At 54.4% G+C, this 15,683-nt stretch carries 19 protein-coding genes; 9 read left to right on the top strand and 10 right to left on the bottom strand.

Annotation, left to right across the window (positions count from 1 at the left end; translation table 11 throughout):
- The first annotated feature begins 5 nt into the window (after window positions 1-5).
- Window positions 6-1,022, top strand: a complete 1,017-nt coding sequence (locus tag DVA43_RS07110) for a Zn-dependent oxidoreductase (RefSeq protein WP_114315081.1) — start codon at window positions 6-8, stop codon at window positions 1,020-1,022.
- A 187-nt stretch (window positions 1,023-1,209) separates the two neighbouring features.
- On the opposite strand, the gene DVA43_RS07105 is transcribed toward DVA43_RS07110, so the two are convergent.
- The 7 genes from DVA43_RS07105 to DVA43_RS24690 form a co-directional block, all read right to left on the bottom strand.
- Window positions 1,210-2,493, bottom strand: coding sequence for a site-specific integrase (locus tag DVA43_RS07105; protein WP_114315080.1), 1,284 nt, complete (start codon window positions 2,491-2,493; stop codon window positions 1,210-1,212).
- A gap of 32 nt (window positions 2,494-2,525) precedes the next feature.
- Window positions 2,526-2,777 carry an excisionase family protein gene (gene xisR, locus DVA43_RS07100; protein ID WP_032617963.1) on the bottom strand — a complete coding sequence of 84 codons (252 nt, stop codon included), beginning with the start codon at window positions 2,775-2,777 and terminating at the stop codon, window positions 2,526-2,528.
- 99 nt (window positions 2,778-2,876) lie between these two features.
- Window positions 2,877-3,116, bottom strand: a complete 240-nt coding sequence (locus DVA43_RS07095) for a DUF4060 family protein (RefSeq protein ID WP_114315079.1) — start codon at window positions 3,114-3,116, stop codon at window positions 2,877-2,879.
- Complete coding sequence (locus DVA43_RS07090) at window positions 3,103-3,750, bottom strand: hypothetical protein (RefSeq protein ID WP_114315078.1); 648 nt, start codon at window positions 3,748-3,750, stop codon at window positions 3,103-3,105. The genes DVA43_RS07095 and DVA43_RS07090 overlap by 14 nt, the downstream gene beginning before the upstream one ends.
- A gap of 34 nt (window positions 3,751-3,784) precedes the next feature.
- Window positions 3,785-4,828, bottom strand: coding sequence for a RecT family recombinase (locus DVA43_RS07085; protein WP_114317092.1), 1,044 nt, complete (start codon window positions 4,826-4,828; stop codon window positions 3,785-3,787).
- Between the two features lie 14 nt (window positions 4,829-4,842).
- A complete protein-coding gene (locus tag DVA43_RS07080; protein ID WP_114315077.1) occupies window positions 4,843-8,121 on the bottom strand; it encodes a RecE family exodeoxyribonuclease in 3,279 nt (1,092 codons plus the stop codon).
- 139 nt (window positions 8,122-8,260) lie between these two features.
- Window positions 8,261-8,422, bottom strand: a complete 162-nt coding sequence (locus DVA43_RS24690) for a YdaE family protein (RefSeq protein ID WP_168194649.1) — start codon at window positions 8,420-8,422, stop codon at window positions 8,261-8,263.
- A gap of 14 nt (window positions 8,423-8,436) precedes the next feature.
- Between DVA43_RS24690 and DVA43_RS24685 the strand changes: the two genes are divergently transcribed.
- Window positions 8,437-8,805: a hypothetical protein gene (locus DVA43_RS24685; protein WP_168194648.1), complete on the top strand. Its 369-nt coding sequence runs from the start codon at window positions 8,437-8,439 to the stop codon at window positions 8,803-8,805.
- Between the two features lie 289 nt (window positions 8,806-9,094).
- On the opposite strand, the gene DVA43_RS07070 is transcribed toward DVA43_RS24685, so the two are convergent.
- The 3 genes from DVA43_RS07070 to DVA43_RS07060 form a co-directional block, all read right to left on the bottom strand.
- On the bottom strand, window positions 9,095-9,757 hold the full coding sequence (locus tag DVA43_RS07070; RefSeq protein ID WP_246842284.1) for a DUF3037 domain-containing protein: 663 nt from the start codon (window positions 9,755-9,757) through the stop codon (window positions 9,095-9,097).
- Between the two features lie 149 nt (window positions 9,758-9,906).
- Window positions 9,907-11,027 (bottom strand): IS3-like element ISSen4 family transposase gene (locus tag DVA43_RS07065; RefSeq protein WP_087451024.1). Its coding sequence is split into 2 segments (ribosomal slippage): window positions 9,907-10,769 and window positions 10,769-11,027, totalling 1,122 coding nucleotides; the frame shifts between segments, so codons are not numbered across the junction.
- Between the two features lie 231 nt (window positions 11,028-11,258).
- Complete coding sequence (locus DVA43_RS07060) at window positions 11,259-11,651, bottom strand: helix-turn-helix domain-containing protein (protein WP_114315074.1); 393 nt, start codon at window positions 11,649-11,651, stop codon at window positions 11,259-11,261.
- A 99-nt stretch (window positions 11,652-11,750) separates the two neighbouring features.
- Here DVA43_RS07060 and DVA43_RS07055 point away from each other — a divergent pair, with 99 nt between their 5' ends.
- The 7 genes from DVA43_RS07055 (at window position 11,751) to DVA43_RS07025 (ending at window position 15,659) form a co-directional block, all read left to right on the top strand.
- The gene (locus DVA43_RS07055) at window positions 11,751-11,969 is read left to right on the top strand and encodes a YdaS family helix-turn-helix protein (protein ID WP_071687315.1); all 219 of its coding nucleotides are present in this window, start codon (window positions 11,751-11,753) and stop codon (window positions 11,967-11,969) included.
- 11 nt (window positions 11,970-11,980) lie between these two features.
- Window positions 11,981-12,535 (top strand): toxin YdaT family protein, encoded by a 555-nt coding sequence (locus DVA43_RS07050; RefSeq protein ID WP_114315073.1) that lies wholly within the window; start codon window positions 11,981-11,983, stop codon window positions 12,533-12,535.
- 78 nt (window positions 12,536-12,613) lie between these two features.
- Window positions 12,614-13,597 carry a replication protein gene (locus DVA43_RS07045; RefSeq protein WP_114315072.1) on the top strand — a complete coding sequence of 328 codons (984 nt, stop codon included), beginning with the start codon at window positions 12,614-12,616 and terminating at the stop codon, window positions 13,595-13,597.
- 2 nt (window positions 13,598-13,599) lie between these two features.
- Complete coding sequence (locus tag DVA43_RS07040; RefSeq protein WP_114315071.1) at window positions 13,600-14,376, top strand: ATP-binding protein; 777 nt, start codon at window positions 13,600-13,602, stop codon at window positions 14,374-14,376.
- Window positions 14,366-14,677, top strand: coding sequence for a hypothetical protein (locus DVA43_RS07035; protein WP_114315070.1), 312 nt, complete (start codon window positions 14,366-14,368; stop codon window positions 14,675-14,677). The genes DVA43_RS07040 and DVA43_RS07035 overlap by 11 nt, the downstream gene beginning before the upstream one ends.
- Window positions 14,674-15,258 carry a hypothetical protein gene (locus DVA43_RS07030; RefSeq protein ID WP_114315069.1) on the top strand — a complete coding sequence of 195 codons (585 nt, stop codon included), beginning with the start codon at window positions 14,674-14,676 and terminating at the stop codon, window positions 15,256-15,258. The genes DVA43_RS07035 and DVA43_RS07030 overlap by 4 nt, the downstream gene beginning before the upstream one ends.
- Entirely contained in the window at window positions 15,255-15,659 is a 405-nt protein-coding gene (locus DVA43_RS07025) for a hypothetical protein (protein ID WP_114315068.1), read from the top strand. The genes DVA43_RS07030 and DVA43_RS07025 overlap by 4 nt, the downstream gene beginning before the upstream one ends.
- The last annotated feature ends 24 nt before the right edge of the window (window positions 15,660-15,683 follow it).

Here is a 15,683-nt window from a genome sequence, read left to right as displayed (position 1 = left end):
AAAAAATGAAAAGTATCGTTATTCAACAACCGAATTCGCTGGTGATCGAAGAGCGTTCGCTACCCGCGCCTGCACCAGGCGAAGTGCGCGTCAAAGTGAAGCTGGCCGGGATCTGCGGTTCCGACAGCCATATCTATCGCGGCCACAACCCGTTCGCCAAATATCCCCGTGTGATCGGCCATGAGTTCTTTGGCGTCATCGATGCCGTCGGCGAGGGCGTCGACACCGCACGCCTGGGCCAGCGCGTCTCGGTTGACCCGGTGATCAGCTGCGGCCACTGCTACCCGTGCTCGGTCGGCAAACCGAACGTCTGCACCTCGCTGGTGGTGCTGGGCGTGCATCGTGACGGCGGCTTCAGCGAATACGCCGTGGTACCGGCTAAAAATGCCTGGGTCATTCCGGATGCCGTCAGCGATGAACATGCGGTGATGGTTGAGCCATTCACCATCGCGGCCAACGTCACCGGCCACGCCAGCCCGACAGAGCAGGATGTGGCGCTCATTTACGGCGCTGGTCCGATGGGGCTGGTCACCGTCCAGGCGCTGAAGGGCGTCTACAAGGTGAAACAGGTCATTGTGGTCGATCGCATCGACGAGCGTCTGGCGATGGCCCAGCGCAGCGGGGCGGACTGGGTCATCAACAATGGCAACCAGTCTCTGCAGGCGGTGCTGGAAGAGAAGGGCGTTAAACCGACGCTGATTATTGATGCGGCCTGTCACCCTTCTATTTTGCAGGAAGCGGTCAATCTGGCTTCGCCGGGCGCGCGCATTGTGCTCATGGGCTTCTCCAGCGAACCGAGCCAGGTTGCGCAGCAGGGGATCACCGGTAAAGAGCTTTCCATTTTCTCGTCACGTCTGAACGCCAATAAATTCCCGGTGGTCATCGACTGGCTGGAGAAAGGGCTTATCGACCCTGACAAACTGATTACTCATCGCTTTGAGTATCAAGACGTTAAAGACGCCATTGAACTGTTTGAGAAAGACCAGCGGCAGTGCTGCAAGGTATTACTGACGTTCTCTTAATAATAATACTGAATGCGGTTTAGCGGTACGCATCTTACCCTTTCGAGATAGCCAATATGACTCAACTACAACATGAAAGATCCACATCTGACCTGATAAAAGCCGCCGTATCCGGTTGGCTGGGTACCGCGTTAGAGTTCATGGATTTTCAGCGCTAAGAGGGGTATGTCTAGGATATATAAAGATATTATGCAGCAGTCCTGTCACTGTGGGGCATGGTTGGGGCAAAGTCGCTTAATTTTGAACTCAACATGGCGATCTGGTCCAGGTTGTTTTCCTCCATCCACTTCCCGTAAACCTGAAATACCATCTGGGCATCGGCATGCCCCATCTGGTTAGCAATGAAGTTCGGGTTTGCTCCTGCAGAAAGGGACCAGCACGCATAAGTGTGTCTCGACTGATACGATTTCCGGTGGCGAAGCCCGGCTCTTTTCATCGCCGCATCCCACGAGTTCCCTATTGAGTTGATGGAGAAGTGCTTGCCGTAATTCCCGGCCCTGGCTGTCAGTGACGGCAGGAAGACAAACGTGCACTTATTGAACTCTTTCTTTCCATACTCCCTGAGCTTAACAGATACGTTATGCTCCTGAGAGAGGCGGGTCATTTCATACTGGCTTTTGAAGGCCTCGAGTGCAGGCTCGATCAGGTGCACAACCCGGTTAGTGCCGGCATTGGTTTTCGGCAGCGTGAAGATCCCTTTCTGCGTCAGGCTTCTTCTGACGGTGATTGTTCCCGCTTTCAAGTCCACATCCTCCCAGGCAAGTCCGCACAGTTCACCCGGCCGCAATCCGGTGTAAACGGCGATAGCCCACAGATTCTTGCTCTGCTGATGGTGGCAGGCGTCAATCAGGCGAGGGAACTCTTCTCGGGTGATGGGGTCAGGATCCGGACGGGACTCTCGCAGAGGTGCCACACCGTTCATTGGTGACTTTGAAATGTAGCCATTTTCAACCGCAAACTGGAAGATACCGAACAACACGGTCATGTAGTTGTTCACAGTAACTGCGGATCGTCCTCTCTTGGCAGTTTTATGTCCCTGCTTCATGACCTGGAAACCGGTCAGCAATTCCTTACGGACTTCCAGCATGCTCTCTTTGGTGATTGAGGAGAGAAGGGTGCCAGGCCCAATAATAGCCATGACATTTGCAATGACTCGCCCATAAGTGTTGAGCGATGATTCAGCCACCTCCATCTCCTTCAGTGCAAGCCATCTCGCGGACAGCTCCCCGATTGTTACCTCTTGCCTCGCCTCCCCGAACCGCGCCAGGTTCTGGGAGGAGGGGAACTGCTGGGCATAGTTGAAGGTTCCGGTTTTGATGGCATAGCAGATCGACGTCCGTAACTCGCCGGCCACTTTTCTGTTTTTGGGGGTGTCAGCCACCCCCAGGCTTTCACGCACTCTGACCCCTTTGTAGATGAACCACAGCCTTAGCGTGCCGCCGTGGTTTTCCACTCCTGTTGGGTATTTCATAACGATTCCTCGTTGGTTGATGGTCAGAGTATTTAAGCAGATTGTCGCCGCGGTTTCGCTGAGGCCTGACGCTCAATCCAGCGGTCGATCTCATCCAGGTTGTAAAAACACGGGCTGTTATCCCACGGGCTACAGTCAAAAGAGACGTGTTTGTATTCCTTCCCCTCCAGAAAAGTCTTCTCACGCGCCTTCTTTAGCGTCCCCTTTTTAATCCCCTTCAGGGCTATCAACTGCTCCTCAGACACCCATTTCCCGGGCGATACCATCATGATTACTTCGCTCATACCTTTCTCCACTCAAACTTAATGCCGGGGCGAATTGGCTATTTCTCCGCACCCGGCACAGCCTTCAGCTGTTTTAGGTTGCCCGGTGATATTTCGATATCAGGCGACCTGCCCGGGTAAGGATCGCAGGCGGCGCATGCCGGTCATTGCCGTGGCCACGTAGCTCGCCTTACGGTTCACTACCTCCACCCAGACCTTCACGCCTTCCACCCGCACCGTGTACGTCTCTTTCATCCGGCTGCGCCCGTAGTTGCCGTAGCGCTCCTGATGGGCCGCCAGGGCGATGTCGCATGCCTGGCGCGCCAGCGGTGACTGTGTGCTGCGGTTAATCAGTTTCATGGTCATCACCTTCGATACGCTTAAACTCGATCACCCAGACCCAGGGGTTGGCCTGCCAGCTGTCGTTGCCGTAGATGTTTTTCCAAAGGCTACGGAAGCCAAGGAAGTGCTTATCACCAATGACACAACATTCAGTCGGTGCGCCCTCAGCTTTCGCATCTTCTTCACTGATGCTGTTCAGCCGCTCGACCCGCACATCGGTAATCTCCAGCAGAATCCGGCTGGCACAGCGCGGCATGTGAATGCTGGGTGTCCAGCGGATCTCCTCAGCTGGTGGCACGTTCTCGTAATGCGAAGGAACATGCGCAGGGTAATTCGCCCGGTAGAGCTTCAGATCCGGCGCCCCGGCACCTGCTTCCGCCCATGTCTCGCGCACCCAGATGCGATCGCCGACGCCACCGTATGGGCAAGAAAACGGCTTTGAGCGTGCTTTAATTCCTCGGGCGTCGTCTTGAGACCAAAAATACATTCCGATCTCATTGGCTATGGATGACTCAATAATGCGTCGTAAGCCAAACTCGGGAGTGTCTGGCTGGACCTTCATAATCCGTCGGGTCTGCATCTTCCGGCCATCCAGGAGAGCACGCACCATCTCAGCGTTGAAAATCATTCCGCGTTCTGTAATTTTCGTCATGTCGTTACCGGGAGGGCGAACCCTCCCGCCTCCCTTAGGCCACGTATTCCGGTTTCATATCTGCCAGGGTGATGCTGAACTTATCGTGCAGCTCCTCACTCAGGTGGCGCTTCGCCGTTGCCAGCAGGCGTTCAGCTTCCGCGAACCGCTCAGTAGCACCCGGCTCGCCAGGCTGCGGAAGGGAATTAATAGCTGCGTCAACAGCATTGTGGTGCTTCACCAGGTGATAACGGCGCGTCGCCTTATTCTTCAGCTCCGTGAAAAGGGTGGTTCCGAGAGCGGCTTTCGAGTCGTTGATTTCATTGCCGACGCTGGTGGCTTCATCGAGTGTTTCTGCCTTCTCAATGCGATCCCGGAACTCATCGGCCAAGGCATCGATATTGGCGGCCGATTCCTGCGCGCTGTGAGTGGCAGTTACGGTGTCACCTTTGATATCAGCCAGGCTGACGCGCTGGGCGGGGGCCGGGTTGATCTCTTTCTCGGTGCGTAGCTCGACTTCATCAGGGCTGTAGACGCCGAGGATGACCTCAGGGCAGTACAGACGCGCCCAGTACTTCACCGCGAGGTAGGCTATCTGCTGCTTGGGTGCCGTTTTCCACAGCGGCGAGTTCCGGGTGGTGATATCAGCCAGGTAGATGTTCTCACCCCAGGTGATATCGGTTTCGCCGCGCAGGACAGCGCCAACCCGGACAAACAGGCCCAGCTCATCGCGGCCGTCTTTCTTACCGGCGATCTTTTCCCAATCGCCGCCATATTCGTAATGGAAGCGGCCCACGATGGCGCTGGAACTGGAGATAACCGCGTTAACCAGCTGCGCTTCGTAACCCAGCACACCGTTGACCAGGTGCGTTTTCTGCGCGACGGCGTAGGGGTTCATGCCCCACTGCATAGCCTGCATAACGATCGCCATACAGTCGGCAGGTTTCCCCGCCAGGTGCTTCGGTACGGTCACAGCAGACTGCGCCATCAGCTCAGCAAAGGCGGTCAGCTGGCCGAGTGCCTGCACGTTGAATACTGCGTTGCTGGCTGAGATGGTGTTCGGAGTCTGCTCAGCAGCGATGATGTTGGTGTTTTGCATGGTCATTCTCTCCATTAAGCCAGGCGCAGCGCTTCAAGGCGGCGCAGGTCGAAGTCGTTCAGTTCGTCGGTGTAGTCTTCGGTGATCGGCGCTGGCCACTCGCCAGTGTCGAACGCGTTTGCGATGCGGTTCATCGTCTGGCGATACTCCAGCATCCCCAGCTCAATCAGCTCTTCGCTGGTCTCTACGATGGCGATCCAGTGATAACCCTCGTCTTTGTTGACGAAAATCCAGAAGAACTGGTCCAGTGCAGCGGTCTGCATGTACATGGCCGCGCTGAGGTGATAATCGCGGTCGATGATTTCACGGTGCAGTCGGGCGCGCAGGCCAGACTGCTTCACGTTCCACATGCTGATGGTTTTCAGGTCGGCTCCGACCCGTACACCGTCGATGTCGATTTCCAGATCCGGGCGCACTCGGATTTCCAGCCCGGTCTCTTCGTCGATGCCGAAATAGCTCGTCTCGACAGCGCGATCAGGGTGCAGCAGCAGTTTTCCTGCGGTCGGGTGCTCGTGCAGCGCTTTCTGAATGGCCAGCGCCGTTTCCATCTGTTGGTGGGTCACCAGAATCTTGTCGTCCGGGTTGTCGCGCCATGCATCCAGCAGTTCGTCAGCGAATACCGCTTCTGGCTTCACGGACTTCACCGCCTGGATCATCTCCGCTTTGGTTCCGGACACTTTCAGCGGTGCCGGTTTCTGCGCTTCCTGCGCCACCAGGTCAGGATTGATGATCGCCAGCTGCTCCAGCAGCGAGTCGCGGCTGCCGCTGGTTTTCACCGGCGCGGGCAGGGTGGCGTTGTACTCTTTGATGCAGGCCTTCATCGCGACAGCGGTCTGCTTCTGGTCTGCCTCGATACGCTGAAACTCAGCTGGCAGCGTCATATAACTCTGCGCTGTTTCTTCCAGGCTCCCGCCCATCGGCACCTGCGCGGGCAGGGTGGCGTTGTGCTCTTCCAGCAGCGCTTTAATATCGTCAGCACTCAGCGGCGCCGGCAGGCTGGCGTTGTGTTCATCGATAAAGGCGCGTAGGGTCGCCGCGGTGGTAAAGGCCCCTTCCGGGATCACCGGCTCCACGCTGAACTCTTCATCGAGGTTTTCCGGCTGCAGCGCCAGCGCATGCACCAGGTTCCCCATATCCAGCACTTTGGAGCCTTCACGCGGGATGGTCTTGGCGACGTGCCGCGCGTTGAAGTACATCAGGCTGACGCGCGCATCTTTCACCTGAGTGCTGCTGATCCCGTTCGCTGCGTGATAAACGTTATTCGGCAGGCCTTCATAGCGGCCCGGTTCGAAGTACGCTGGGTATTCCGGGGCGCTGGCGGTTTCCTCCGGCGCTTCGGTGGTTACTTCCGGCGCAGTGGCGTTCGCCAGCTCCGGCGCCGCGGCGGCCAGCACCTCAGCCGCGTTCAGGGAAGCTGTTTGCGGATCAGCTGCATCAGTGCTTTCGCCTGGTGGAACCGCGTCAACACTTTCTCTTTCCGCCGGGTCAGTCGTTTCCATCTGCACATCGCTGGTGGTCTCCTCATTAACCGGTGAACGGTCATCATTTTCTGTTTGTTTTTCGTTCATCAGGCCTTCGATGGAGAACATGCCGCCGCCGAGGTTCGCGACCTGCGGCTGGCTGGTGGCGGCGTTCGCCCACTTCGGCAGGGTATGCATTTCAACTTCACTCTCATCAGCGAGCTGTTGCTCGCCCGCCTCTGCCCATTTCGGCAGTGGATGCTCTTCGGCAGTTTGGGGTTCTTCTGGTTGTGCGGCCGGGAGAGGCAGCAATTCAGTTGCAGCATTGAATTCAGCTGTCATCGTCTGGTTCACGAATTCTAGATGCGCAACCGGCGTCAGGTGGATATTCTCCGGCGCGATACGCACCAGGTTGAAGATGGCCGCGCGGTTGACTGCCAGAACGCCGGGCTGGTTGCGCAGGATTTTGCTCCATGATTTCCATGGCTCTTCTTTGCTCGCGACAATCTCCTTGGCGCGGCGGTGAATGCTGCCCGGGATTTCCAGATGGTTGAAATCCATCGGCAGCAGGGCGCAGGCGATTTCCAGATCGAGGGTGTCCAGGTTGTGGTGTGCGCCTTCGCCACGGTCAGTTATATACCCGCCGTCGGCATTGGTGCCTGCGTCAGTGCGCTGTACATGGTTAATGCGATTGCCGGCGGCCCATTCGCGTGTCAGGATGCCGCGGTCAATATATGGAGTGGCTACCCAGGCCTTTGTGAACTGCAAAAGCAGGCCCAGCTCATGGCGCTTTTCCATGCTGAACACTTTGCGAATGGCGTTCGTGTAGCGCCAAAGGTCTTTGGTGTCGAAAGCTTTAACTTCCGGAAAATTTTCAGCAGCGAGCAGAAGATCCTGGACATAACCATTATCCGTATCTATTTCCAGCGCGTGCAGCTCCGCATTATCGCTGCGGGTGATGTGATGGCGCAGTTCGTCTACGGTCAGTTGGGCAAGCAGCTGTTTGCGGAATGGCATTTTGCAAACGGGGTAGTGGGCACCACCATCATCGTGCTCGCTGATTTTCAGGCCATGCTCATACAGAGATTTTGGGGTCTCATCCTTGGCCGGAAGCTTTCCATTCTTCCAGTCCTCAACCAGCTGGTTGCGGTCATCGGCTTTAATCCAGGCTGACATGAAGGCGGCCATCTGCGCAGATTCGTGCACTTTGTCCTGTGGGAAAACGTCTTTGACGGCCTGCACCAGTTTCCACTCAGCATGCAGACTGAGTTCGCCAATATCAGCAACGTCATTTTTGGCCTGCAGCAGGGTCTGGAAGTAAGCATTTCCCTCATCAGTCGCCAGTTCGTTGGCAACGATTTGCTGCTCCTTGCTAATCTCCGAAAGGTATTTGTCACCCAACAGATGGACGGCGAAGCGGACTGCTGGGGTGCGATTTTCCAGCAGGGAGGTTTTGCTGGCGTCTGCGGTATCAGTGGAGGTTACCGGCGAGGCAGGCTGTTCCGCATCGCTGGTGGTCGCCGGGGTAGGGGTGGCTTCGCCCTGAGACGCGGCGCCGGGGATCACGTTCCAGGTGCGCTGGTCATCGGCCAGGGTGTAGCGCTCGCACCAGGTGTAATCGATGGTGCTTTCTTCCGGCAGGTCATTGAACACCGGGAAGTCGGTACGTACAGGCTTGGCGTAGTCTTTACCGCGGCCAGTTTCGATGCCAGCCTCCTCCAGCTCAACATCGAGCGTCAGGGCGGCGCGTGCTTCGCTTTTCGCAGTGAACCAAATCACTGCATCTTGCTTGCCGGATTTCTGAGTGGCCTTAACCACGTAGAAAAATTCCATGTCAGATCCTCATTTTTGGATGTAAGATCCCCGGGCCAGAGATAGCGCCCATTGGGTGAGTTTTTGGTTTTGGTAAAAATTCCGGTGTAACTTTGGTCGGTGGCACCGGACGTAGACCCCGCCTTGCGCGGGTTTTACGTTAGGCTTCGTGGGCCATCTGGTCGTACGAAGCGCAACGCTTGGAGCAATAATCGAGTTCTTCGCGTGCCAGCTGGGCGCCGCGGATGAAGAGCAGTACGTTTTTAACTTGCTTGCCTTGCTCGATTGGTTTGCGGCAGTACGCGCATTTCTTCTCTTGCATGACTCCCTCCGTTAATGGCTAAGGCCATTCCCCACGCCATTCAGAAAAACTTCGACCAGCAGATCGGTGGTGTAAGTGCGCTCAATACCACGATGCAGGTAGAGCTTTCCGCGCTTATTGGCGGATGCCGTCCAGGTGCCGTCTTTGTGCTTAACGAGCATGCCGGGCAGAACTGCGCCGCGGTTGACCGTCTGGGTGCCATAGTGTTGATGAACCATGATGATTCCCTCTTTTTTGCCCTTGTCGCCAGGCTGGCGGAACGTTTCTTTAACCTGATGCGCGTTAATCACTCCACCTCATCCGACTATTCCTATGCCGTCGGCGGCTACTTCGTGGGCTCCATGCTTGGGTGGTTCGTGGTGCGTCTTGGTGAGACAGATTAAACACAATGTTTAAACTCATGTCAACTAAATGAGTAATATCAGATAAACAAAAAGTTTAATGTCAGGTCGCTTGAGAGAGAAACTGTGAGTTGCAGGCAAAAAAAACCCGACGCTAAGGTCGGGATCGGGGAGTTCGGAGTAGTGGCTTGGGGTGGCGCTGGTGAGTAAAGGGGTATAAAAAACCCGGCTCGGTGGCCGGGTACTGAAGGTGCTCGTTACATTTCTAAATTAAGAGTGGTGCTGTTGCACAAAGTCACGAAAAGCCTAGTTTGGTAACGAGGTTAGGATATTAGTGGGAGTGGATACCTCTTCCAGCTGCATCCATCATATGTTCAAAATATGCCGACATATCACTATTACTTAGCAGGTTGTACATTTTATCGGCATAATTATCTACCATATTAATTTGTTGCGCATACTTCCTTTCTTGAGAAGGGTCTGCTGCATATACTAGGAATGTTTGAACTTCGTTGCACCAAACAGTTTTAGCCTTATTCATAGTGATTGCTTTAACCGCAGTATCACCAAGCTTCTGTTTAAAGTTAGTGCTTCTAAAATCAAGGGTTTCTGTTAAGTGATATATTCCATTTTTCAGAAGGAGTTCCGCATACAAACCCTCTTCTTCCGACAATGGGAAACCCTGAACCACTTTATGATCATGTATTTCGTTAACATTCTTACCCATTATCCCAAAACGTTCAAACTCATCTTTAAGTTCAGTAATAATACGTTTTTGACTAACAGTGGATCGTTTCTTTGATTTAATAGGCGTTATATATAGCCTGTTAATTTCTTTGATTTGTTCATCATATTCATAAGCATTTTCCGCAGCGAATGTTCCGATGGGCGAAAGAGTTATACTTCCCTGGAAGAATGCAGTGGCCTGTTCTAAGGTCAGGCAGTCAGTAAGCATTTTTTCTATCTGAGTTTTTAGTTCATCGAGATTTTGCATGGAGTAGTCACTGGTGACTGCCTTTATCTTACTGAATGACTCGAGAACGCGAACATCCGCAACTCCATGTGGGGATGTTATAGCAAATCCTATATTAATGGACTCAGCCCTGACAGGATTTGACCTGCCCCCACGATTAGATACAACACTCAGTTAGTAACGTCGGAATCTTCATTCTCAGAATGACCCTTTCTCCAGCCCGCTGCAAATTCAGACGGTGTCTGATAATTCAGCGTGGAGTGCGGGCGGCATTCGTTATAATCCTGCCGCCAGTCATTAATAATTTTCCTAGCATGAACGATATCGCTGAACCAGTGCTCATTCAAACATTCATCGCGAAATCGTCCGTTAAAGCTCTCAATAAATCCGTTCTGCGTTGGCTTGCCCGGCTGGATTAAGCGCAACTCAACACCATGCTCAAAGGCCCATTGATCCAGTGCACGGCAAGTGAACTCCGGCCCCTGGTCAGTTCTTATCGTCGCCGGATAGCCTCGAAACAGTGCAATGCTGTCCAGAATACGCGTGACCTGAACGCCTGAAATCCCAAAGGCAACAGTGACCGTCAGGCATTCCTTTGTGAAATCATCGACGCAGGTAAGACACTTGATCCTGCGACCGGTGGAAAGTGCGTCCATGACGAAATCCATCGACCAGGTCAGATTGGGCGCCGCCGGACGGAGCAGCGGCAGACGTTCTGTTGCCAGCCCTTTACGACGTCTTCTGCGTTTTACGCCCAGGCCACTGAGGTGATAAAGCCGGTACACGCGCTTATGATTAACATGAAGCCCTTCACGGCGCAGCAACTGCCAAATACGACGGTAGCCAAAACGCCTGCGCTCCAGTGCCAGCTCAGTGATGCGCCCTGATAAATGCGCATCAGCAGCCGGACGGTGAGCCTCATAGCGGCAGGTCGACAGGGATAAACCTGTAAGCCTGCAGGCACGACGTTGCGACAGACCGGTCGCATCACACATCAACATCACGGCTTCCCGCTTCTGGTCTGTCGTCAGTACTTTCGCCCAAGAGCCACCTGAAGCGCCTCTTTATCCAGCATGGCTTCGGCAAGCAGCTTCTTGAGTCTGGCGTTCTCTTCCTCAAGCGACTTCAGGCGCTTAACTTCAGGCACCTCCATACCGCCATACTTCTTACGCCAGGTGTAAAACGTGGCATCGGAAATGGCATGCTTGCGGCAGAGTTCACGGGCGGGTACCCCAGCTTCGGCTTCGCGGAGAATACTGATGATCTGTTCGTCGGAAAAACGCTTCTTCATGGGGATGTCCTCATGTGGCTTATGAAGACATTACTAACATCGGGGTGTACTAATCAACGGGGAGCAGGTCACAGTTATCAAAGGCGGCCAGTTTTTCGCCTGACGCGCTGTGTGTTTCTTAGCAAGTGCCTAAAATATGGCAATCGTGTTTTGCAGCTTTTTACTTTACCACCCGATTTTTTAGTGCCTCTTTATCATTCTTTTGCCAAGAGATTTTATGGTGAAAAGTGTTCATTCCTTCGGCGTTCTAATCCTTCCCTTCATGTACTTCTCATATAGCTCATCCAGCTCTTTCAAGCGAATAGCAAAGATGCGGAGCATGTTCTGTTGCTCTTCCTCAGGCAGTTGGCGGTAGAGTTCCAGCAGGCGTTGTTCGTCCGGCTTGAGCCCGTCTTTCTCGCTAACTTCTTGGCCAAGAATCCACTCAAGGCTAACCCCAAGCGCATCCGCCAGCTTTATGGCTGAACTTTTCCCAATCGTCCCACGAACGAACCAGTTATTGACCGACTGAGCACTGACGCCACAAATGCGGGCCATGTCTGACTTGGTCAAATTCTTAAGCTCAAGGATCTCATTAAGTCTTTGAACTTGTGGGTGGTTAATCTGATGAGTTTTTTCTTTCATGGACGAATTCTAAACCAAAAGTTTATTAGCTCAATATTCAAAATGTTGACTTATACATAAACATTTTGTTTAATTGAGCCGTTGCCACTGGAGCTAATTATGAAAGCTATTGATAAAGCCATTACCAAAGCAGGAACCGCCACCCGCTTAGCCGAATTACTAACCGTAAGCGCCATGACTGTCAGCCATTGGCGGAATCGCTATCGAGGTGTCGTTCCTGCAGATCGCGTCCTGCAAATTTATGCAGTCACCGGCGTCACTCCCCATGAACTCCGCCCTGATCTCTACCCAAACCCCACTGATGGTTTACCTAAGTAGGAGCACTAAAAATGCAAACACTTTCTTTTCAACAGAATAACAGAGCACCGACAAAGCGCCTGATATTCCAGTATCACTCCAGCGAAGAGACAACTGGTAACGTTGACCATCGTAATTTATGCGCAGCTGTCCGCGCCTGGGCAGCAGACGAGGGGCGCCTGGTCGTTGCACTGCACATCAAGGAAATGGCGGAGGAGATGATGATTGAAGGCATTGATCTCAACATTCAGCCGGGCGTTTGGAACGTGAAGATGTTTCGTTGGTTAGACAACAAGGAGAACTCGGCAGCATACCGGGCGAACGTCGAACTGCTGGCGCCGGCGATTATCTCGGCGCTGCCCTTGGCATATCGCGATCGCGTCGTTCAGCTCGATGATGTTGCGCTTCGGATCGCTAAAACGGTGAAAGAGGACGCTGAGGCTATACAGGCTGTCATTCTCAAGGCGCCAAAGCAGGTTCGGCTGAAAGAGATCAGCGAAAAGATTGTCGCCAGTTTCTACCTGGATGGCCCGGACTCTGTGGCGCCATTGATGGCCATGGTTACAACGATGCTGGGGGCTGTATGACGGGTTCTAAAAAGGCGAAAGCCGCGGTGCTCGAACACCAGCGGCTTTCTGGTGCAAATACGGTAGGTAATTGCGGAGATCAGTATGTCAAATACCGCTGAAATATTCAAATTCCCCACTCAGGAGGGGAAGCAGGAGAGTCGCATGGCTGAACTGGAGAACGGCTATTTGCGTTTAGCCAACCAGATTCAGGATGCCCTGTGTATCGTTGAGCTATCAGGCCGCGAATTCCGCGTTCTGAACGCTATTGTCCGTCTGACCTATGGCTGGTCCAAAAAGTCGGACAGGATCGCCAACAGCCTCATCGCAGACAAAACGGCGCTGAAAGTGAAGCATGTTTCTGAAGCCGTGCTGAATTTGGCTTACCGGAACATCATCATCCTGCGTCGGATTGGGCAAACCAGATACATAGGGATCAACACCAATCTGGATAAATGGGCTTACGCAAAGCCAAATTGCACAAGATGCCCGGCGGCTTTCCCGGCTGCTGAAGCTGTCACATGGGTTGTCTCGATCCCTGAAGTCAGTCTTTACAATCCCCAAAAACAGGGATGGTTATCCCCGAAAACAGGGACGGCTATCCCTGAAAACGGGGATGGCAAAAATACCCCTCAAACCATCCCTGAAAACGGGGATGGTTATCCCCGAAAACAGGGAAAGGTATCCCCGAAAACAGGGAACACCAAAGACATTCTTCCAAAGACAAATATAAATACAGATCTAACCCCCTCTAATCCCCCAAGGGGGAAGGTGAAGTTTGACCCGCTGAGCATACCGGTTCCTGAATGGCTGGATGCATCGTCCTGGAGTGAGTGGGTCGCCTATCGCCAGCAGTCTGGCAAAGCCATCAAAACCGAGATGACCGTTACCAAGGCGTTCAGCTTGCTGAAACAGTGTCTGGACGAAGGTCACGATCCGGTAGCCGTAATCAATGCCAGTATCGCCAACGGGTACCAGGGACTGTTCAAGCCAAAATTCGGCCTGAGCAGCCGCAATGCGGGGCGGGATGTTAATCACATATCCAAGCCAGACAAGAAAATCCCAACGGGTTTCAGGGGGTAGCGATGAAAAGCTTAATCGGAACTGGCAGCGCACTTGAGCGCCTGAAGAAGTTCATCCCGGCCAGCGTACAGCCGAAATTTAACAGCGTCGAAGAGTGGCAGGCATGGCAGGAAGCTGAGGCGCGCAAGCGTTCTGAGGAGATCGACAAGCAGAACCAGCGTACGCGCTCGGAGAAGATTTTTGGCCGCGCAGGCATCCAGGCTCTGCACCGCAGCTGCTCGTTCGCAAACTACCAAGTGTCGAGCCCGGAGCAGCGCCAGGCGTACAGCATGGCGAAGAGCTACGCGCAGAACTTTGGGGGTGGCGGGTTCGCAAGCTTCGTATTCAGCGGCGCGCCGGGGACCGGAAAGAACCACCTGGCGGCGGCGATCGGTAACTACCTGCTGGCCGCTGGCCACTCCGTTCTGGTGGTGACCATCCCTGACCTGATGCTCCGAGTACGCGAGTGCTACGACGACGGTCAGTCCGAATCGTCGCTGCTGAACGACCTCTGCAATGTCGACCTGCTGGTGCTGGACGAGGTGGGGATTCAGCGCGGCTCTAGCGGTGAGAAGGTGATCATCAATCAGGTCATCGACCGCCGTCTTTCCGCCATGAAGCCAGTAGGCATCCTGAGCAACCTGAATTACGACGAGCTGGTGGCTACCCTCGGCGCGCGGGTCATCGATCGTCTGCGGATGGACTCGGGCGTCTGGGTCAATTTCGACTGGGCAAGTTATCGCGGGAACGTGTCACACCTGCGTGCCGTGGGTGGCCAGGGGGCTACAGATGGCAAGTAACAACCTCTGGGCAATCATCCGCGCTATCCAGCACGGCGGCGAGATCACCCCGCGTCAGGTTCGCCGGCTGCTGGGGTGCGACAGCAAAAAGGCCTGTCGCCTGCTGGAGCATCTCGTTTCTGCTGGTGCTGTGAAGAATATCGGCCAGCGCCGCCACCCGGTCTACGTCATGCAGCCGGGCGGAGAGATGCGCATTAAGCCACTGCCGGTGATGCGCCATAAACCCAGCATCGCAGACGTATGCCGCCAGAACTGGCAGGGCTATCAGATCCACAAAATTATCGGGAGTGCACGGGCATGAGTGATTCACTGAACAACAAAGAGCTGGTGGCTGTGGGCCATCAATTTGCGAAGGCGATGAGCAGCGACACGCCGATCATCGACATTGCGAAGATGCTGACTCGTCTGGCCGAACGTCTGGACTGCACCACCGCGGCGCTGCATGCCACGCAAGCCCAGCGCGATCAACTGGCTGCGGAGAACGCGGCGCTTAAGTCGAACCTGATGTTTTGGGATGCTGAAGACCCAGAGGCCCCATATGACACTCCGGAGGAGATTGCTGAGGCATGTACGCTCGACTACAACGACGAGTTCATTGTGCAGGTTGCCAACCGGCTACCGAACCGCACCTATCGTGTGTGCGAAAGCCGGGAGCATGAATGCAAGGTTGAACTGGTAGCAGGCGGTGAAGTTAAAACCCCAGCCACCGACGCCTTCTTGGCTGAAATGCGATCACGTGGCCTGGATGAAATGGCGATCGCATATCGAAAATTTGCAAGCGAGGATGGGTGTTCCTGCAACATGCAAAGCAGTTACAACCTGACTGCTGAGCGAGCCGAAAGCTATGCAGCCTACGTTCGTCGCCAAGGAGCAACCCTATGACCATCAACAAAGCCTTTACTCCGACCGGACTGGGCGGCGATCACCCGGCCAACGGCCCGCTTAGTGTCGAGCGCCTGATCCGCGTTCGTGATGAACTGGCGTCATCGCTGGAGTATGCGGAAGGGAGCAATCGAGATCGCATGATTGCCGATGCGGTAAAGGCGATCCACGAGTTGCTGGCTCTGCGGTCAGTTCCGTTAATGCCTGATGGTTGGGCGGCTGTGCCGGTTGAGCCGACAGAAGACATGGTGATTGCTGGTTTCGAGGCAGAGCTACGTGAGGAGTTCCGCGATCCAGAAGCGTGGGAGGCATTCGAGGCTATGAGTGGCTGCGAGCAGGCAGCGCACCAGGCTAAGTTGTGCTGGTCTGCGATGATTGCAGCAGCACCTCAGCAGGTGTGATGTATAATCCTCTTCAATATGGAG

Source organism: Leclercia sp. W6 (assembly GCF_003336345.1).
In the GTDB taxonomy this organism is placed as follows: domain Bacteria; phylum Pseudomonadota; class Gammaproteobacteria; order Enterobacterales; family Enterobacteriaceae; genus Enterobacter.
The sequence above is the reverse complement of the archived record's forward strand: the minus strand, read 5'-3'. Positions and strand labels throughout refer to the sequence as shown.